The following is a 19236-nucleotide window of genomic DNA, read 5'->3' on the forward strand; positions in this document are numbered from 1 at the left end:
AAATCACCGGTTACGTTTCCGTACCGAAGAAAAGGAGAATAGAAAACATGAATGATTTTGTAAAGGACACCACTGAAATTCCAAGCTTAAGTTTCGGCACTCCAGAGCCGGAACCGGAACTTCCGGTACAGCAGCCGGAAGAAAAGAAAGAGGTCATGGATGATTCTGTTCTGTCCGACGAACAGAAAGCCATGGTGGATGCCTTTGTTTCCCAGATTGATCTTGCCAATACAAACGGCATTCTGCAGTACGGTGCCGGTGCACAGAAGAAAATGGCAGACTTTTCCGAGAAAACGCTGGAGAACGTCAGAAGCAAAGATCTCGGGGAAATCGGCGATCTGCTCACCTCTGTTGTGACAGAGCTGAAAACGTTTGACGCAGAAGAAGAAAAGGGACCATTCTCTTTCTTTAAGAAAAGCACGAACAAAATCAATGCAATGAAAGCGAAGTATGACAAGGCAGAGGTGAATGTCAATAAAATCTGTGACGTGCTCGACGGCCACCAGCGGCAGCTTCTGAAAGACATTGCCATTCTGGATCAGATGTATGCACAGAACCTGAATTATTTTAAAGAGCTGACCATGTACATTCTCGCTGGAAAGAAAAAGCTGGAGCTGGTACGTTCCACAGAACTCCGTGATCTGCAGAATAAAGCGCAGATGACCGGAAAGGCCGAAGACGCACAGGCTGCCAAGGATCTCGAAGATCTCTGCAACCGATTTGAGAAGAAACTGTATGATCTGGAACTGACCCGTATGGTTTCGATCCAGACAGCGCCGCAGATCCGCATGATTCAGAACAGCGATTCTGTAATGGCCGAAAAGATCCAATCCACACTCGTCAACACCATTCCGCTTTGGAAAAACCAGATGATCATTGCACTCGGCGTTCATCACTCGACTGAGGCTGCCAAAGCACAGCGCCAGGTTTCGGATATGACAAATGAGCTTCTGAAAAAGAATGCGGAGAATCTGAAGATGGCAACAATCGAGACTGCAAAAGAATCTGAGCGCGGTATCGTCGATATGGAAACCTTAAAACAGACGAACCAGAGCCTGATCTCTACCCTCGATGAAGTGATGAAGATTCAGGAGGACGGCCGCCAGAAACGTGCCGCCGCTGAAGTTGAGCTGGTACAGCTCGAAAATGATATTAAGAAAAAAATGCTGGAGCTTTCTGCAGGCGGACAGCACTGATACTTTTTGTATCCTATATGAAAAAAAAACGGAGAAGCCGCTTTTTCTGTGGTTTCTCCGTTTTTTACGTCCTGTCTTACCCTTATCTCGGGCGTTCTGCCTTTTCATTCTTTCTTCGGTATTCCGTGAAATAAAATTCAATATCAAAGCAGGTCTGCTCATCGCCCTCTTCTACCATCTCCCAATCCAGTGATTCGTCAAGATCCTCAAAGAAGGTATCCGCCTGATACGTCATGTCAATTCGTGTGACGTATGCCGTATCACAGTATGGGAGAAGCTGACGGTAAATTTCTCCGCCGCCCGCAACATAAATATCGTCGTCCTCATACGGCTTTAACACTTCCATCAGCTCTTTGATACTGTGGACAACGGTTGCGCCGCGGACAGTCCATTCCGAATCACGGCTTAAGATAATATTCGTTCTGCCTTTTAAGGGCTGCCCTGCCGGGAGTGTAGCAAGTGTCTTTCTTCCCATCACGACAACGTGTCCCATCGTAGTTTCACGGAAGAATCGCAGATCAGACGGAATACTTACCAGCAGCCGTCCCTGATATCCCAGACCCCATTTGCGGTCCGCACTTAAAATTGCTTTCATTTTGTTTCCTCTTTCTGTGTTATTTTCTCATCCATACTGCCGGAACGGAACCCTTCCAGATCCATCGTCAGGTAAGAAAAGCCGAGCTTTTTCAGATATGCAATCATTTCTTCTCTCTTCTCAAGCACTTCCCCCATACGCTCCGGTGAGATTTCAAGACGCACCACATCGCCATGTACACGCAGGCGGAGATTCTCTTCCGCACCGAACAGCGTATGAAGCCATGCTTCGCCGTCCGCAATCCGATCCAGAACGTCATAGTTAATTTCTGCCCCGTAGGGAAGGCGTGTCGCCATACATGGAGTGGATGGACGGTGTGCTACGGAAACGCCGTACTTTGCAGCAAGTGCTTTTACCTCTGTTTTTGTCACATGACACGCTGCAAGCGGGCTGATGACACCATATTCTCTCAGCGCTTTTCGCCCCGGCCGGTAGACATGAAGGTCATCCTCATTTGTTCCGTCGAGTACCTGGGTGACACCGTGATCGCGGGCAAATTCCAGAAGTTTCCCAAATAGATAGTGCTTACAGAGATAGCAGCGGTTTTCCGGATTGTAACGGATTGCCTCCTGCTCCAGCTCATCAACAAAAAGGACCTCATGAACAGCGCCAACCTCCTTTGCTACTCTTGTCGCTGTCTCCAGGTCGCAGGGCGGATGCAGCCGTGTCTGAAAGGTTACTGCATAAACCTTTGTTCCATATTTTGCAGATGCATCCATGACAAGCTTCAGCAGCAGACTGCTGTCCACACCGCCGGAGAATGCCAGACAGAGATCCTGTTTTGCAATCTCGTCAAGTTGGGTAAGCAATGCCTTTTCCTTATTCTGCATATCTGTTTTCTGTTCTGTCCGGTTCTTTTTCTTTTCCTGTAATTCCATCGTATCTGTCTTCCTTTCCTGTAAAATGGCCGATGTCTTCTTATCAGAAAATCCATCGGCGGCACTGCTGCCCCGATGGATTTTCTCATACAGGTATTCCTGTTCTATTTTTTATCGATATGTCGGATCGCTTCCGAAAGCACCGCCTGTCCAGGTATAACGGGTCGGGTTTGTCAGCGGATAATCCAGATTGTCGCCAATGCGGACCGTTGTTCCGCTGCTGACGTTATCATAAATCCATTTTGCATCGATTGCAGTCAGTCTGACACAACCATGTGACATCGGTGATCCCAGGGAATTGAAGTCTACGGCAGAGATCATATTCAGATCCGGTGTGCTGCTTGCTACGCCATGGAAGTAAACAGCGTCATAAATCTGTGATACATATGGTGCCCAGCACACATAATCTTCACCTCTCATTTGCTTCTTTTTCAACTGCCAGCCGATTTTATATGTTCCTGCTGCAGTGTAACTGATTGGATTTCCTACGGAGCAGATCATTGATTTGATCGGGGTATCGTAAGAACCGGTTGCACTGTTATAGCCGTAAATGGTGACACGTCCGCGGGTTCTGTCTACTGTGATGTATTTGGATGACGGATTGAAGATGCTTGTCACATCCTCCATCAAAGAACCGTCTGCTTTGCGGTAACGGCGGTATTTTCCGATGTACTCCCATCCTTCCGTGATTCTGCGTCCGGAAGCATCGAATTTGTACTGTTTTCCATTGATCGTAGCGGTGCAGTTCTGATATCTTCCGCCCCAGCTGCGGAAATAATACTGAGAACCGTTCAGTGTCAGCCACTGATCATGGTACATGCCGCCCCAGCTCTTGAAGTAGTACCAGTTCTTATCATGAAGAATCCACTCGTCATGTGCCATGCCGCCCCAGCTCTTCATGTAATAATAGTTACCGTCATGGTAAACCCAGCCGGTCAGCATTTTTCCATCTTTATCCAGATAATAATAATTTTTATCATAGAGGAACCAGCCTTTTTGCGTCCGTTTGGTTCCATCTGCATTAAACCAGTACCAGGTATCGCCGGACTTGCCCCATTCGTTTTTATACATACCACCCCAGCTCTTGAAGTAGTATTTTCCATCGAGCCATTCATTGGCAAGCATGGTTCCATCGGATTTCAGATAATACTTATTTCCTTTGTAGGTCAGCCAGCCGCTGGTATATTTCTTTCCATTTCCGTCAAAATAATACCATACATTGTTGACTTTTGCCCATGCGTTTTTGTAGGCCGCACCCCAGCTGCGGAAGTAATAGGTGTTATCCAGCCACTCATTAAAAGCCATTTTTCCATCGGCTTTCAGATAATAGCTGTTTCCATTGTAATCCAGCCAGGAATTCGTCAGCAGTTTTCCGCCGTCTGCAGTTGCCCAGTACCAGATTGTCTGCGTGCTGGTTTTAATTTTTTTCCATCCTGTTGTCGTCGAAACGGCTCCGTCAGCACCAACGTAATAATAATTTCCATTATAGCTTCCAACATCGTTGACACACATGCCGCCCCAGCTCTTGAAGAGATACATGGTTCCGTTCACATTCAGCGCGTTGTCTTCCATATGACCGTCTTCATGGAGATAATATTTATTTCCATCGTAATTGAACCAGCCTGTCCGTACGCCGCCCCAGCTGCAGAAGCTGTACCATTTTCCATCAATCTGTGCCCAGCCGGATTTATTTTTCTGATTACCGGTTTCCATCTCGAAACTTCCATCTTTCAAATTTCCGTTTGCATCAAAGGAAGCTGGTTTCATATAGTAGATTGCTGTATCTACCTTTTGCCATCCTGAAAGAAGTTCCCCTGTTTCCGCATCCACTAAGTACCAGTTAGAGCCAACCGTCAACCAGCTTACCGTACGATCTCCCTGCTGATACGCATTGTGATTTCCAAGAGATACAGTGCTGTCTTCTGCATTCAGATAATAGGTATGCGTTACATTGTTTTCATCAACAACAGTCTGGAAACCTGCCTCTTTTACGCGGGTTCCATCATTGCCAAACAGATATGTTACATCTCCTACTTTCTGAGTTGTGCTCCAGACTGCATAGCCTTCTTCATCGGCATAGTAATCATCCACACTGCCATCCTCAAATTTGATGGTAACAAGTTCATTTTTTTTCAGTTCCGGTGCAAATACTTTTCCTTCACAAATACCCTGCTGTCTCGAACCAAGTTCATCTTTTGCAGGATCTTCCCCTTCTGTCTCAAAGTAGTAGATTCCGGTTTTTCCATCTTCATCCGTCAGCTCTACTTCACCGGTCAGCATATAGCCATTTTCGTCAAACGCATAATCGACGCCGTCGATTTCTATTGGTCCGGTAGCAGCTACCACCTTATTATTCTCATCCAGAACTCCGTACTGAAACTGTTTCTTTCCATCTTTTTCAACGCTGTTCCAGCCTTCCTTCAGATTACTTACTTCCGGAGCCGGAGTTGCGCTCGGCGTCGGTGTCTCGGAAGGGGTCTCAGTTGGTGTTACGGTTGGTGTTGCGGTCGGTGCCTCGGTTGGAGCCGGAGTCTCACTCGGTGTAACCTCTGGGGTCTCAGTTGGCGCCGGAGTCGTTTCTTCGTCTTCGGCCTGAGCTACAGTATCACTTTCCGAATTTACCGGTAATGGACTGGTTTCTGTAGAAGCTGCATATGCACCGGCTGGTGTAACACTTACCATGACGCCAAGTACGGTTGCGGCCAGAAACTTTCTTTTCATTCTTATTCATCCTCCCATTTTTTTACTCTTATACAATTTATAGCTTACTACATTTTTCCATCTATTTCAAGTTATCCGCCGGTAAAATACCTTACAAATTTCTTATGGTTTTTTCCGGTTTTTCGGGCAGAAAAAACCTCCCGGCTCCGGTTTTCTTGCCGGATACAGGAGGTTTTTCATTTGTTTCTTTTTTATTCGTTTACGGTAGTAGATCCGTAGATTTCTGTCTGAAGTCTGGAAATGGTTGCCGAGAAATCCGGAACAAGCATCTCACCCTTGCTGGAGTACAGATCATCGTATGGTACACGGCTCTGTACAATCTCATAGGAGAGGATCGTCGGCAGCTCGCCGATCAGCGTCATCAGTGTAGACTGGTCGATGTTATGGGTGACACTCGGAAGAATGGTATCTGCCAGCGCGCTCAGTTCTGTTACGCTGGAAGATTTCATCTCCTGCATCATTTTGCTTAATACCTCTCTCTGGCGCTCGGTTCTCTGATAATCCGAGTTTCCGACGTAACGAATTCGTGCATATGCAACCGCCTGATAACCGTCCACGTGCTGATCGCCGCTTGACGTATACTGATGTGCGGATGCATCTGCATTGCGAAGCTTGCACATTTCGTTGATATAGTTGTTTGCCACACGTACCTCATCATCACTCGGGGAAAGCTCGATTCCGCCGACGGCATCAATGATATCGATCATGGAATCAAAGTCAACGCTTGCGTAGTTATCAATCGGCAGCTTGTAGTTGTCTTCAATGGTACGGACAACCAGCGGACCGCCGCCATATGCGCAGGCTGCATTCAGTTTTTTCACACCGACATCCGGGATATTTGCATACAGGTCACGCATAAAGGATGTCATGTGGATCTGTTTTGTATCTTTATTGATGGACATCAGAATCATGGAATCGGAGTTTCCATACCACGTTTTGTCACGACGGTCAACACCGATCAGCAGAATGTTGTACACGTTATTGTTGTTTGGAAGTTCAATGTCCTGTGTCTCATTTAAAATCTCAGACTGCAGGGCATCCGTCTCCTCATCAGTCAACCCGGTACTTTCGGTCTCAACCTCTGTGGATTTATTGATCGTGATTTTATCGTCGCTTACGTAGTTACTCTTGCTGTAATAGTGATTGATTACAGCATAGACACCGACGAGCACAACCAGTACAACTACGAGAAGGATGGTGAGCACATTAACCCAGCCGAATTTCTTCTTTTTCTTTCCTGAGGAATGGCGTCTTTCCGGGATTTCATCCTCGTCATCATATTCTTTTCTCATAACGACCTCTTTCATTTTCTTATTTTCCGGTATTTTCCAGCCGGATATCGTTTATAATATAGTCAAAAAACGGACTGCTGTCAAGTGTGCAGTCCGTTTTGATTGATTTCCGTTTGCAGTTCTTTTCCTACCGCTGCATTTTCTCCCACTGGTTCAGTGCAGCCTCAATGACTTTGTCCATATCGTAATACTTGTATTCTCCAAGTCTTCCGCCAAAGATAACCTTCTCTTCTTTTTCCGCAAGTGCGGCATATTTCTGATAAAGTTCCTGGTTTCTGGCATCATTCACCGGGTAGTACGGCTCCATCCCCTCTTTCCAGTCGGTGGAATACTCTCTGGAAATGACGGTCTTTTTCTGGGTTCCGAATTCGAAATGCTTGTGTTCGATCACACGCGTATACGGTGTCTCCCGATCGGTGTAGTTTACTACAGCCACGCCCTGATAATTGTCGGTATCCAGCACTTCTGTTTCAAAGCGCACCGTACGGTATTCCAGCTTGCCAAGTGCATAATCGTAAAACGCATCAATCGCTCCGGTGTAAATCACCGTCTCACCCATCGCCAGGTACTTTTCTTTATCTTCCAGAAAATCAACACCTGTCTGTACATCCGCTTTTTCAAAAAGCCGCTCTGTCAGAACGTTATAGCCGCCAATTGGAATTCCCTGATAAAGGTCATTGAAATAGTTGTTGTCATACGTAAAGCGCACCGGAAGCCGTTTGATGATAAAGCTCGGCAGCTCACTGCAGTCTCTTCCCCACTGCTTTTCTGTATAACCCTTAACCAGCTTTTCATAAATATCTTTTCCAACCAGTTTGATCGCCTGCTCTTCCAGATTTTTCGGCTCTCCCGGAACAGCTTTTCTCTGCTCTTCGATGATTGTTTTCGCCTCTTCCGGTGTGCGGATTCCCCACATTTTACTGAAGGTATTCATATTGAACGGCATATTATAAATTTCGCCTTTGTAGTTGGCAATCGGCGAGTTTGTATAACGGTTGAATTCTGCCAGCGAATTGACAAACTGCCACACCTCTTTATTCGAAGTATGGAAAATATGCGCTCCATACTTGTGTACATGAATTCCCTCGATTTCTTCGCAGTAAATATTTCCGCCTGTATGATCTCTTCGTTCCAGTACAAGACAGCTTTTCCCTGCCTGACCGGCAAGATAAGCAATCACTCCGGAATACAGACCGGCGCCAACCAGAACATAATCATATTTCTTCATTGTTCTTTCTCCTTACAGTTCTTCCCCAAGTCCCGTCCGGATGGAATTGACAAGGAACTGCAGAGCTTCCTCCTCGTCTTCTCCCTCGCAGAACAGCTCAATTTCGTCTCCGCATTTGACGCATGCGCCAAGGACGCTTAAGACGCTCTTTGCATTTGCTGTATTTCCATCTCCGTAGTGGAATGTAATAGATGATTTAAACTGCATCGCCTGTTTGCACAGGGTTCCGGCCGGGCGAAGATGAAGGCCGGTTGGATTTTTCACGGTCACTTTTCCGCTTACCATTGGTTTCCCTCCTAATTTGTTCCTGTCGTTTTATTTGCTACTGCTTTTTCTTTGATATGAATCGTTGTCTTGACACTGTCTACGAGCTCATAGCCATCCGGCAGTGTGATTTTTACCGGTACCTCGTAATCCCCGACACCCATTCCATTCAGATCTATGGATGCGTTGATCTGGGAAGTATCTAATTTGGCCAGATTTTTGTCCGATGCTTTAATGCGGATTGCAAGCTGTGTCTGATCATACAGAACGGTATAAGTGGACTGAAGATTGCCCGTCTCGATCTGATCGACATCAAGTTCAAATTCCCTGCTCTCATTCGGCATAACCGTTACGTGAACGGTAACGGATGCAGACGAACTGGAGGATACTTTCAGATCTGTCACATCGGCGAGAACATCGCTTAAGTCAACCGTCGTCTCCACATCGGAGCGCTGTCCTGCAACGGAGGTATAGTCTTCCGGAATTTCAATCGTATTGCCTTCATCCGCCAGCTTTGCAAGTGCCTCCTCGGATCCGGCAACGGTGATTTCCTCCGGTGTGGTATAGATATTTTTAATCTGATAGCCGTCTGCCGGAGTTCCGCTGTACAGTGCACTCAGCTTAATACCGGATACACGGCGCCACAGTTCAATATCCACATCCACCTGCGGGGAGCCGCTGTCGAAATTCAAAAATTCCATCTGGGATTCCGGCATCTCATCCTGGTTTTTATCAATAATCATCAGATCCGCCGTGACGGTTCCGGAATTCCGCATATTGGTTACATCTACTTTTGCCACCACACTGCTGATCTTATTGATCAGGGACGTCGGGCCGGAAATGGTGATGCTCTCCGGATCGGAAGTCATCGTTCCCACTTCGTAATCTTTTGCCGGTTTCGTATTTCCTGCGTCAATTGTGATCGGGAATTTTTCGCTGTCCACATCCTCGATTTCCACAGGGATCGTTGCTGTCACTGTGCTCAGTTTTTCCTGTTTTACCATGGAGCACGCTGCCTTGATCGGCACATAAACCGGGTTTGTATCCATCGTCACAATCTGGGTCAGATCGGCCGTGACGGTGATATCCGATGCCTTCAGCCGGCTGACAACCGAGTTGTTGTCCGTGACAGTAACCGTGACCGTCTGGTATTCCTCCGCAATCTGGTATGTTTTCTTTCCGGCTGCAATATAGGCTTCATTGGTCACCTGCACGGGGACATCAAAGCGCTCTTTCACAATCGGGTCATTCACACTGACCACAACGTACCAGATTACAATGGCAATCAGGATAGAAAGAATTTTTAAAGGGAGATTGTTCAGAAGCTTTTTCAGAATTTTCTTTTTCATTTCTTCTCTCCCTCCACTTTCTGACGCATTCCGTGGATATGCCATCCTTTCTTCTCTTCCGGTTTTTTCGCGAGCTTCTGGATTTTGTGAAGCTGCTCCCGAAGGTCGCTCGGTGTTACTGCCGTGTGGAGTTCTCCGCCGGAAGCATACGACACATTTCCGGTTTCCTCGGAGACAATAATCGTAAAGGAATCCGTCACCTCACTGATGCCGACACCTGCACGGTGGCGTGTTCCAAGATTCTTGTTCAGATCCATGTTGTCGGACAGCGGCAGGTAACATGTTGCTGCCGTGACACGGTTGTTCCGTACAATCACGGCTCCGTCGTGCAGCGGCGTATTGTGTTCGAAAATATTGATCAGCAGCTGGCTGGTCAGAACGCCGTCAATCGGGATTCCGGTCTTTTCATATTCCTCCAGGGTGATGGTCTTTTCGATGACGATCAGCGCTCCGGTCTTTACTTCTCCCATTTCAAAACTGGCCCTTACCAGTTCATTGATGGTTTTGTCACTGAACCGTTCATTTTCCTCCTGGCCGCTCGCAAAAGAAATGGCAGACAGCGGATTCTTTTCTCCAATCTGCTCGACCACTCTTCGAAGCTCCGGCTGAAAGATAATTACAACCGCTGTGATCGCCGCCCCGCCGATGTTTCCGAACAGCCACAGAATCGTCTGCATTTTCAGCACGTTTGCAATGATGACAAAGACACCAATCAGAAAAATACCTTTCATCAGCGTATAGGCCTTTGTATTCTGCAGCCAGCGGATCAGGTGATAGACGAAAAATGCAATGAGCAGAATCTGCACAATATCAATCAGTTCAATTTGTTTTGGCAGCCCGTAGTCTGCCGTTCTTGTGACAATCCAGTTCCACACGCCACGCACACTGTCACTTCCTTTCTTTTCCCCCGGCCGGTTTTCTTCTGATTTTCAAAATTCTTTTAAAGATCCTTTAAGGTGTCCTCCAGCATGCTCTTATAATCCACATCCTGATAATCGCCCTCGTCCAGCGGCGGAATTTCTTCTTCCTGAATTTCTTCTGTTTCGTTTATTTCTTCTGTTTCGTTTATTTCTTCTATTTCTTCTTTTTCCTCGATCTCATCAAGATCCCTGCTGTTCCCGGATTCTTCTGTATGTCCAAGATTTGCCAGAGCATCGAGTTCCTCGTCTGTCAGATCCGGTTCTTTTTTCTTTTCATTCCGAATATAAGTCACACAGCGCTGTGCCTTTGTCACATTGAATTTTGGAACGGCTTTTACGTAGTAATAATAATCGTCGTCATCATATTCCAGGTATTCTGTCCGGGTGTAGTCTGCACCGAACAGGAAAAACTCCAGAACAAATCCAACCAGACAGCCGGCCGCCGCCCCGATCAGAACCATCGGGAGTGCAATCTGTACATCCAGTGCCAGGCTTCCGGCAATCATAATAACCGCATAGGCAACCGAACCTGCCACAATGGAAATCTGCCATGCATAGTCCGCACTGCTGTGGCGGATTGCATTGACAAGAAGTACGGTCAGTGCGCAGGCGATCAGAACCAGCAGCATTTCCTCATTGCGGAAGAGGCCGTTGAAAAATTCCTGTACGACTGCCGTGATCTCCGGTGCTTCCGCCGCATGAAGCAGCGGCTCCATTTTTCCGTGAATCATGTCGCACATATAGTAGACAACGACACCGCAGGCTGCTGAAAATGCAGAGAGCGGCGTGCCGGCAAGACCATAGGCAACCGGAACGGCAGATGGCACGTGAAGCCAGAATGCGAGCGGTGTCAAAAGGAGTGCCGGCGCATCCTTCGGCACAAAGCGAAGATATAGAAACCAGAGCACCAGCAGAACCAGCGCCGCAAGACCCGCGATTACCATGTGAAGTGCAAAGCAGTGGCCGATGATCACCAGCATTGCAAGGAAAACCATTCCATTCAATGGCAGGATAGCGCAGATCAGTGACAGAATCAATACCACATACATGCTGTCCAGCATCTTCAGATAGCCGAGATTGGAATTAATACCACGAAATACAGCAAGAGCGAGCAGAAATTTCACAATCGGAAGTACGATTCCGCTGCAGGAGCCGTAAAACTCTTTTAATTTTTCTTTCAGTTCAATCAATACTGTCATGTTTCCTTCCTCCTGCGCCCGGATTTCTTCCCGCTTTTTTCCTGTTCCTCATACATGTTCTGCAGGTCATCCAGCTCTTTTCCATACCATTTCAGCTTTTTCTGTGCTCCCTGGTAACGGATTGTGCTGATCACATACACGGCAATGGAATAGACTGCCAGAAAACACAGATAGGACGCGATCAGACACCCTGCTGCAAACTGCAGGTCGATTGTGTCTATCTCGTCCACCAACCATTCAATATGATATAAGACTGCAACCGCAAGTACCAGAATGTATCCGATGGAAGCCAGAAAAAAATTTTTCAGAAGCTCTTTTCCGATGTAATCACTCCGAAAATAGCGGCCGATTCGTAAGGCATTTTTTTCTTCTTTTTTTTCAAAAAAAGCCAGTTTTGTCATCTGACGAATCCTTTTTTCGTCCAACATGCCTCTTGGTCTCCTCTTCCCGTTCTAAATTATGTTTATTTTACCATATGTTTCCGATATTGGAAAGCTATTCTCAAAATATTCACACACTATTTTACAATTGCCGCACAAACAAAATCCACCTGTTCTGCTCCATTCACTTTCAACAGTGACGCAATGGCATCAACCGTGCTTCCCGTTGTGTAAATGTCATCTACCAGAAGAATCCGGCAGTATTTCATCTGTCCCGGCTTTGCCAATGCAAAAGCTCCCTCCAGGTTTTTCCGCCGCTCGGCGGGACTAAGCTCTTTCTGGCGTTTTGTTTTTTTCACACGGCGGATCAGGCGGGCATTCATGGGAAGTTCCATTTCTTCTGCCAGCTTTTCTGCAAATACCTCCGCCTGATTGTAGCCGCGCTGCCGCTGTCTCGCCGGATGAAGCGGCACCGGAACGAGCACCTCCGGATTTCTTCTCTGGATCTGCTTTCCCACATAGAAAAACGCCGCGTGAGCATAAAATCCAGCGTATTCCTGCCGTTCATGATATTTGAACCGCATCAGGGAAGCCTCAAGTTCCCCGTGGTAACCGTACGGCGCAAAACCGCGGTCGAAGCTGTGCCTCGTTCTGCTGCAGTCCCGGCAGAACTCTTCCTCACTGCCCACGGGTTTCCCGCATTTTTTGCACCGCGCACCCAGAATCGGATGGATCTTTTCCACACAATTCCGGCATAGATACAGTTCCTCACGTGACAGCAGTCCATCACAGATGGGACATCGTCTCGGATAAACTGCGTTTAAAAGCCAGTTTCCTGTTTTATTTTTTTCTTTCATGTAACCTGCGCTTTCCCTTATCCACTCTGCCGGATGCAGCCGCATCCATGCCCCGGAAAAACGTGTTTACGCGTTTTCTTCCTGCATTTCCCAGATTCTTCTGGCGAGCGTTGTATACCGGTTCGCCTCGATATGATTTCCGATCATTGCCTGGAATGTCACATCACTTCCGACGATGGTGACGCACTTTCTGGCTCTCGTCACGGCCGTATACAAAAGATTCCGCGTCATCAGCATGCGCGGGCCGCCGAGCAGCGGAATCACAACCGCCGGGTACTCGCTTCCCTGCGCTTTATGTATCGTTGTGGCGTAGGCGAGCTCCAGCTCGTCCGCCTGTTTGAACGTATAGTCTGCGAATTTTCCTTCCTCAAACTCCACAGTGATCACCTCGGTATACGGGTTGATGCTCCGGATCATGCCGAGGTCTCCGTTGAATACACCCATACCGCGCTCCGCCACGATTCCGTTGATGCCGCGGATTTCCCACTCCATCTGGTAATTGTTGCGGATCTGCATGACCTTGTCGCCCTCGCGGAGGATATTACCTCCATTTTCCCGCTCGGCTTTGTCCGGTGCGGGCGGGTTCAGGTATTTCTGCAGAATCTGATTCAGATTTTCCACGCCGAGTGCACCTTTCCGCATCGGAGTCAGAATCTGGATATCCTGCGGGCGGGCATCCACATAACGCGGCAGTTTCTGGGACACCAGCGTCACCAGCACTTTCCAGATCACGTTGACATCGTACCGTTTCAAAAAGAAGAAATCTTTGCTCTTATTGTCCAGTATAACCTCTTCCCCATTATGGATCTTATGTGCATTGACAACAATATCGCTCTGGGATGCCTGCCGGAAAATGTGCGTCAGGCAGACAATCGGAAAGCATTCCGAACGGATCAGATCCCGGAGGACACTGCCCGGGCCGACACTTGGAAGCTGGTTCTGGTCTCCCACCAGGATCAGCCTTGTTCCCGGCACAATCGCGGAAAGAAGGGCATGCATCAGGTGGATATCAACCATCGACATCTCATCAATGATGATGACATCCGCGTCGAGCGGATTATCTGCGTTCCGCTCAAAATGCACATTTGCCGAGGAGTCATCCACATTTCCCGTCAGTTCCAGAAGACGATGGATCGTGCATGCCTCACAGCCAGTTGCCTCTGTCATTCGTTTCGCCGCTCTTCCGGTCGGCGCTGCCAGGAAAATGTCGAGGCCTTCTGCCTCAAAATAATGGATCATCGCATTGATGGTCGTCGTTTTTCCGGTTCCGGGACCTCCGGTCAGGATCATAAGACCGCTGTATGCCGCCTCAACGACTGCCGTCTTCTGCATCTCATCCAGCTCGATCTGATATTTTTTCTCGATCTTTCCGATCCGCTTTTCGATTGCCTCACGGTCTTCCTCGCATGTAATATTCAGCTCATGCAGCATGCGCGCCGTACTCAGTTCCAGATAATAATACTGGCTGGCGTACACAATCCGCAGCGGCTCATCCCCTTCCCGTTCGGCCGGGAGCTCGCGGATGACCGCTTTTTTGTCGATTGCCATATCCTGCAGAGATTTCTGCATCCGCTCCGGTTCTACGCCGAGAAGTTCCTGCCCTCTCCGAAGCAGCACCGGTTCCGGCAGATAGACATGGCCTTCTGCCGTCGCCTGATTCAGCACATACGAAAGACCGCTCTTGATGCGGAATTCGCTGTCCACGGCAATCCCGATTTTTCCGGCAATCTCATCCGCCGTCCGAAATCCCACGCCTGCGATATCTTCCGCCATTTTATACGGGTTTTCCTTTAAAATCCGGTACACATTGTCCCCGTACTGCTGATAAATCTTTGCACCGAGATTCAGTGCAATGCCATATCCCGAGAGGAAAATCATCGCATTCTGCATTTCGGCTTTTTCTGCCACCTGCTGTGCAATTTCACGCGCTTTCCGCTCGCTGATTCCCTTTACCTCCGCGAGGCGCTCCGGCTCTTCCTCGATGATCCGAAGCGTATCGTCACCGAAGCGGCGCACAATTCTTGCCGCCAGCGCCGCACCGACTCCTTTGATCGCACCGGAACCGAGATACCGCTCCAATGCAACAGAATCCTGTGGAACTTTCGTCTCATAGGATTCAATGCGGAACTGCTTTCCATAGGCAGCATGTTCAATATAATCTCCGGAAGCCTCGATCAGCTCGCCCTCTCCGATCATCGGAAGCGTGCCGACGCATGTCAGCTCGCGCCCCTTCATGCTCAGATTCAGGACGGTATAGCCGTTCTCCTCATTTCGGAAAATAATGTGTTCTACGTAGCCTTCTACTTTTTCTTTTTCACTCATCTTTTATCAAAACTGGCTTTCAAATTCATTCATCACTTCGCGGTACTGGCCGGTTCCAAGGGCAACGACGCTCGCCGGATTTTCTGCTGTCACGGTATTGATGCCGGTCCGCTCCTGGATCAGCTCGTCCATTCCGGCAAGGAGACTGCCGCCTCCGGTCAGGATAATGCCGCGGTCGGAAACATCGGATGCCAGTTCCGGCGGCGTTTTTTCCAGCACGGCACAGATCGCGTCCGCAATCTGGTTTGTCGTCTGGACAAGGGCACCTCGGATTTCGTCGGAGGAAACCGTAATCGTCGCCGGAAGTCCGGTGATGACGTTTCTTCCCTTGATCTCCATCGTTTTCTCCTCGGCCCGCGGATAAGCGGAACCAATCCGGATTTTCACTGCCTCTGCGGTCTGTTCTCCGATAAATACGTTGTATGTTTTCCGTACATAGCGAATGATATCCTGGTCAAATGTCTCACTGGAAATCTTGACCGAATTGGAAACAACGGTTCCCGCAAGCGAGATCACAGCGATATCCGTCGTGCCTCCGCCGATGTCCACGATCATATTTCCGCATGGTTTCGTAATGTCAATTCCGGATCCGATTGCCGCTGCCACCGGCTCCGGCACGATCAGCACTTCCCGGGCTCCCGCCTGGTACGTTGCCTCCTCCACAGCCTTCCGCTCTACTTCCGTCACACCGGACGGCACACAGATGCTGATTCTCGGTTTCCGGAATGCTCTTCTTCCCATTGCCTTCTGGATAAAGTAGCGCAGCATGCGCTCGGTGATCAGAAAGTCCGTGATCACGCCCTGCCGCATGGGCCGGACCGCCATAATATTGCCCGGTGTCCGTCCAATCATCTGACGCGCTTCTTCTCCAATTGCCCGTACTTTATCTGCATCTTTATCATACGCAACTACGGACGGCTCCTTTAATACAATGCCTTTTCCCTTGGCATAGACCAGGATGCTGGACGTCCCCAGATCAATTCCGATATCGGTCGTTGCAGCCATAGTAATCCCCTTTCCTGTTCTCTTTTATTTTTCTTTATTTTAATCTGTCTGAAATTTGTATAGAATAAGTTCGGGTTCAAAACACCCGAAACACAAAAGGATCGAATGTGTTCTGAACCCAACCCGCTTCTTATTATATACAATCCCTTTTAAAATGGAAAGGATTTTTTAGAGATATTTTTCGACATATTTTCCGGTGTAGGATACCGGGCTCTTGGCCACTTCCTCCGGCGTTCCGCACGCAATCACGGTTCCGCCGCCGTCTCCGCCCTCCGGTCCGATATCAATAATATAGTCCGCCGTCTTGATGACATCCAGATTGTGTTCGATAACAACGACGGTATTTCCGCCCTCGGACAGGCGGTGCAGAATCTCCACCAGTTTGTGGACATCCGCAAAATGAAGTCCCGTCGTCGGCTCGTCGAGAATGTAGATCGTTTTTCCCGTGCCGCGGCGGCTCAGCTCTGCTGCGAGCTTGATACGCTGCGCTTCTCCGCCGGACAGCGTGGTGGACGGCTGGCCGAGGCGGATGTAGGAAAGGCCGACATCGTACAGGGTCTGTAATTTCCGGAAAATCGACGGTACCGGCCTGAAGAATTCCAGTGCCTCCTCGACCGTCATATTCAGCACATCGTAGATGCTCTTTCCTTTGTATTTGACTTCCAGTGTCTCACGGTTGTACCGTTTTCCATGGCAGACCTCACACGGCACATAGACATCCGGCAGGAAGTGCATTTCGATCTTCAGGATACCGTCGCCGCCGCAGGCCTCGCATCGGCCGCCCTTCACATTAAAACTGAATCTTCCCTTCTTGTAGCCGCGCGCCTTGGCATCCTGCGTTGCCGCAAACAGGTCGCGGATCTGATCGAACAGACCTGTGTACGTTGCCGGATTGGAACGCGGTGTTCTTCCGATCGGGGACTGGTCGATGTCGATGACCTTATCGAGCTGTTCCATACCGATGATGTCTTTGTGTGCACCCGGAATCGTCCGCGCACGGTTCAGATCTCTTGCCAGCCGTTTGTACAGAATTTCATTGACAAGGGAACTCTTTCCCGATCCGGAGACTCCGGTCACGCAGGTCATGACACCAAGCGGGAAATTCACGTTGATATTTTTCAGATTGTGCTCTTTTGCTCCGACTACCTTCAGCCAGCCCGTCGGCTTTCTGCGCTCGGACGGAACCGGAATTTTCAGCTCTCCGCTTAAGTATTTTCCGGTGATGGAATTCGGATTTTTCATCAGATCTTCCGCTGTTCCGATCGCCACCAGCTCTCCGCCGTGCTCACCGGCTCCCGGGCCGATATCGACAACGCAGTCAGCGGCGCGCATCGTATCCTCGTCGTGCTCCACGACGATCAGGCTGTTTCCGAGGTCACGCAGATGTTTCAGCGTCGCGAGAAGTTTGTCGTTGTCTCTCTGGTGAAGACCGATGCTCGGCTCGTCGAGAATATAGGCGACACCGACAAGGCCGGAGCCGATCTGCGTTGCCAGACGGATTCTCTGCGCCTCACCGCCGGACAGCGATGCCGTTCCGCGCGCCAGGGTCAGATAGTTTAATCCGACATCCGCAAGGAAGCTCACACGCGCACGGATCTCTTTTAAAATCTGCTTTCCGATCAGCAGCTGCTGTTCGGAGAGTTCGAGGTTCTGCATAAACTTCTGCAGATTGTCGATGGAAAGGGATGTTACTTCAAAAATATTTTTATCTCCGACCGTCACACCAAGCGACGTCGGTTTCAGACGCTGGCCATGGCACGCCTGGCACGGGGTCACACGCATGAAGGTTTCGTATTCCTGTTTTGTAGAATCCGATCCGGTCTCACGGTAGCGGCGCTCTACATTTTTGATCAGCCCCTCAAAAGCCACATCGTACACACCGACGCCGCGCTGACCGCGGTAATGCACCTTGACGGATTTTCCGTTCGTTCCGTAAATCAGGATATCGTGGATTTTTTTCGGATATTCACAGAACGGAGTGGAAAGGGAAAAATCGTACTCCTCTGCGAGCGCATCGAGAACGGCTCTCGTATAGCTCGATTTGTCCGTGCAGGACTGCCAGCCGAGCACGGTGATGGCTCCGTCTGCGATGGATACGGTCTTGTCCGGAATCATCAGATCCTCGTCGAACTCCATCTTGTAGCCAAGGCCGGCACAGCTCGGGCAGGCGCCGAACGGGTTGTTGAAGGAAAAGCTTCTCGGCTCAATCTCCTCCATGCTGATGCCGCAGTCCGGGCAGGAAAAGCTCTGGCTGAAGTTGAGCTGATTTCCGTCCATCGTGTCGACCACCAGAAGGCCGTCCGCCAGATCCAGTACATTCTCGACGGAATCCGTCAGACGTTTCTCAATGTCCGGTTTGACTACAAGACGGTCCACAATAATGGAAATGTTGTGTTTCAGGTTCTTATCCAGCGTAATCTCCTCGGACAGCTCATACTGGCTGCCGTCGATCATCACGCGGACATAGCCGCTGCGTTTTGCCTGTTCGAGCACCTTTTCGTGTCTTCCCTTGCGGCCGCGCACAACCGGCGCGAGAAGCTGGATTTTCGTCCGCTCCGGGAGTGCCATGATCTGATCGACCATCTGGTCCACCGACTGGCGGCTGATGACTTTTCCGCACTTCGGGCAGTGCGGAATACCGATTCTCGCGTACAGAAGACGGAAGTAATCGTAAATCTCCGTCACGGTTCCGACGGTGGAACGCGGGTTCCGGTTCGTCGATTTCTGATCGATCGAAATAGCAGGCGGCAGGCCTTCGATGCTGTCCACATTCGGTTTTTCCATCTGTCCTAAGAACTGGCGCGCGTAGGAGGAAAGGCTCTCCATGTACCGCCGCTGGCCCTCCGCATAGATCGTGTCAAACGCAAGCGAACTCTTTCCTGAACCGCTGAGGCCCGTAAATACAACAAACTGGTTTCTGGGGATATCGACATTCAGTGCTTTCAGGTTGTTCTCCCTGGCTCCCCGTATTCTGATAAACTCTTTTTTCTCTGCCATAACTGTTCCTCTTATTAATTGGAATCCCTGTCC

General features: G+C 49.1%; 15 protein-coding genes. 1 reads left to right on the top strand and 14 read right to left on the bottom strand.

Translation table 11 applies throughout. The annotated features are described in order from the left end of the window. The first annotated feature begins 47 nt into the window (after positions 1-47). Positions 48-1196, top strand: a complete 1149-nt coding sequence (locus DWY63_RS04690; RefSeq protein ID WP_117801477.1) for a toxic anion resistance protein — start codon at positions 48-50, stop codon at positions 1194-1196. Positions 1197-1278: 82 nt separating this feature from the next. Here the strand turns inward: DWY63_RS04690 and DWY63_RS04695 are convergent, their stop codons facing one another. The 14 genes from DWY63_RS04695 to uvrA all read right to left on the bottom strand — a co-directional run bounded on the left by DWY63_RS04695 (position 1279) and on the right by uvrA (position 19203). Further along, on the bottom strand, positions 1279-1791 hold the full coding sequence (locus DWY63_RS04695; RefSeq protein WP_117801478.1) for a dihydrofolate reductase: 513 nt from the start codon (positions 1789-1791) through the stop codon (positions 1279-1281). Next, the gene (gene larE / locus DWY63_RS04700; RefSeq protein ID WP_330410110.1) at positions 1788-2669 is read right to left on the bottom strand and encodes an ATP-dependent sacrificial sulfur transferase LarE; all 882 of its coding nucleotides are present in this window, start codon (positions 2667-2669) and stop codon (positions 1788-1790) included. Before larE ends, DWY63_RS04695 begins: the two co-directional genes overlap by 4 nt. 111 nt (positions 2670-2780) lie before the next feature. Continuing rightward, positions 2781-5390: a L,D-transpeptidase family protein gene (locus tag DWY63_RS04705; protein ID WP_117801479.1), complete on the bottom strand. Its 2610-nt coding sequence runs from the start codon at positions 5388-5390 to the stop codon at positions 2781-2783. A 191-nt stretch (positions 5391-5581) separates the two neighbouring features. After that, positions 5582-6682, bottom strand: coding sequence for an LCP family protein (locus tag DWY63_RS04710; protein WP_158568321.1), 1101 nt, complete (start codon positions 6680-6682; stop codon positions 5582-5584). 127 nt (positions 6683-6809) lie between these two features. Beyond that, positions 6810-7910 (bottom strand): UDP-galactopyranose mutase, encoded by a 1101-nt coding sequence (glf, locus tag DWY63_RS04715; protein ID WP_117801481.1) that lies wholly within the window; start codon positions 7908-7910, stop codon positions 6810-6812. 12 nt (positions 7911-7922) lie between these two features. Continuing rightward, on the bottom strand, positions 7923-8195 hold the full coding sequence (locus DWY63_RS04720; protein ID WP_022462230.1) for an HPr family phosphocarrier protein: 273 nt from the start codon (positions 8193-8195) through the stop codon (positions 7923-7925). 11 nt (positions 8196-8206) lie between these two features. Then, a complete protein-coding gene (locus tag DWY63_RS04725) occupies positions 8207-9523 on the bottom strand; it encodes a CdaR family protein (RefSeq protein ID WP_158554979.1) in 1317 nt (438 codons plus the stop codon). Continuing rightward, the gene (cdaA, locus tag DWY63_RS04730) at positions 9520-10407 is read right to left on the bottom strand and encodes a diadenylate cyclase CdaA (RefSeq protein ID WP_330415419.1); all 888 of its coding nucleotides are present in this window, start codon (positions 10405-10407) and stop codon (positions 9520-9522) included. Before cdaA ends, DWY63_RS04725 begins: the two co-directional genes overlap by 4 nt. A 56-nt stretch (positions 10408-10463) precedes the next feature. Beyond that, positions 10464-11642 (bottom strand): hypothetical protein, encoded by a 1179-nt coding sequence (locus DWY63_RS04735; protein ID WP_117761052.1) that lies wholly within the window; start codon positions 11640-11642, stop codon positions 10464-10466. Further along, positions 11639-12070, bottom strand: coding sequence for a hypothetical protein (locus tag DWY63_RS04740; RefSeq protein WP_022462226.1), 432 nt, complete (start codon positions 12068-12070; stop codon positions 11639-11641). The genes DWY63_RS04735 and DWY63_RS04740 overlap by 4 nt, the downstream gene beginning before the upstream one ends. A gap of 89 nt (positions 12071-12159) precedes the next feature. Continuing rightward, positions 12160-12879, bottom strand: coding sequence for a ComF family protein (locus DWY63_RS04745; protein ID WP_158568322.1), 720 nt, complete (start codon positions 12877-12879; stop codon positions 12160-12162). Positions 12880-12945: 66 nt separating this feature from the next. Next, complete coding sequence (gene recD2 / locus DWY63_RS04750) at positions 12946-15201, bottom strand: SF1B family DNA helicase RecD2 (RefSeq protein WP_117509504.1); 2256 nt, start codon at positions 15199-15201, stop codon at positions 12946-12948. Between the two features lie 6 nt (positions 15202-15207). Beyond that, on the bottom strand, positions 15208-16206 hold the full coding sequence (locus tag DWY63_RS04755) for a rod shape-determining protein (RefSeq protein WP_117509505.1): 999 nt from the start codon (positions 16204-16206) through the stop codon (positions 15208-15210). Between the two features lie 168 nt (positions 16207-16374). Next, the gene (gene uvrA, locus DWY63_RS04760) at positions 16375-19203 is read right to left on the bottom strand and encodes an excinuclease ABC subunit UvrA (protein WP_055218624.1); all 2829 of its coding nucleotides are present in this window, start codon (positions 19201-19203) and stop codon (positions 16375-16377) included. Positions 19204-19236: the final 33 nt, after the last annotated feature.

The sequence above is a fragment of the Blautia sp. AF26-2 genome, assembly GCF_003460955.1.
Taxonomy (GTDB): Bacteria; Bacillota; Clostridia; order Lachnospirales; family Lachnospiraceae; genus Fusicatenibacter; species Fusicatenibacter saccharivorans.

Excerpts from the sequence above, each read along its gene's own strand:
- DWY63_RS04690 (WP_117801477.1), top strand. The coding sequence starts at position 48 with ATGAATGATTTTGTAAAGGACACCACTGAAATTCCAAGCTTAAGTTTC.
- DWY63_RS04695 (WP_117801478.1), bottom strand. The coding sequence starts at position 1,791 with ATGAAAGCAATTTTAAGTGCGGACCGCAAATGGGGTCTGGGATATCAG.
- larE (WP_330410110.1), bottom strand. The coding sequence starts at position 2,669 with ATGGAATTACAGGAAAAGAAAAAGAACCGGACAGAACAGAAAACAGAT.
- DWY63_RS04705 (WP_117801479.1), bottom strand. The coding sequence starts at position 5,390 with ATGAAAAGAAAGTTTCTGGCCGCAACCGTACTTGGCGTCATGGTAAGT.
- DWY63_RS04710 (WP_158568321.1), bottom strand. The coding sequence starts at position 6,682 with ATGAGAAAAGAATATGATGACGAGGATGAAATCCCGGAAAGACGCCAT.
- glf (WP_117801481.1), bottom strand. The coding sequence starts at position 7,910 with ATGAAGAAATATGATTATGTTCTGGTTGGCGCCGGTCTGTATTCCGGA.
- DWY63_RS04720 (WP_022462230.1), bottom strand. The coding sequence starts at position 8,195 with ATGGTAAGCGGAAAAGTGACCGTGAAAAATCCAACCGGCCTTCATCTT.
- DWY63_RS04725 (WP_158554979.1), bottom strand. The coding sequence starts at position 9,523 with ATGAAAAAGAAAATTCTGAAAAAGCTTCTGAACAATCTCCCTTTAAAA.
- DWY63_RS04735 (WP_117761052.1), bottom strand. The coding sequence starts at position 11,642 with ATGACAGTATTGATTGAACTGAAAGAAAAATTAAAAGAGTTTTACGGC.
- DWY63_RS04740 (WP_022462226.1), bottom strand. The coding sequence starts at position 12,070 with ATGTTGGACGAAAAAAGGATTCGTCAGATGACAAAACTGGCTTTTTTT.
- DWY63_RS04745 (WP_158568322.1), bottom strand. The coding sequence starts at position 12,879 with ATGAAAGAAAAAAATAAAACAGGAAACTGGCTTTTAAACGCAGTTTAT.
- recD2 (WP_117509504.1), bottom strand. The coding sequence starts at position 15,201 with ATGAGTGAAAAAGAAAAAGTAGAAGGCTACGTAGAACACATTATTTTC.
- DWY63_RS04755 (WP_117509505.1), bottom strand. The coding sequence starts at position 16,206 with ATGGCTGCAACGACCGATATCGGAATTGATCTGGGGACGTCCAGCATC.
- uvrA (WP_055218624.1), bottom strand. The coding sequence starts at position 19,203 with ATGGCAGAGAAAAAAGAGTTTATCAGAATACGGGGAGCCAGGGAGAAC.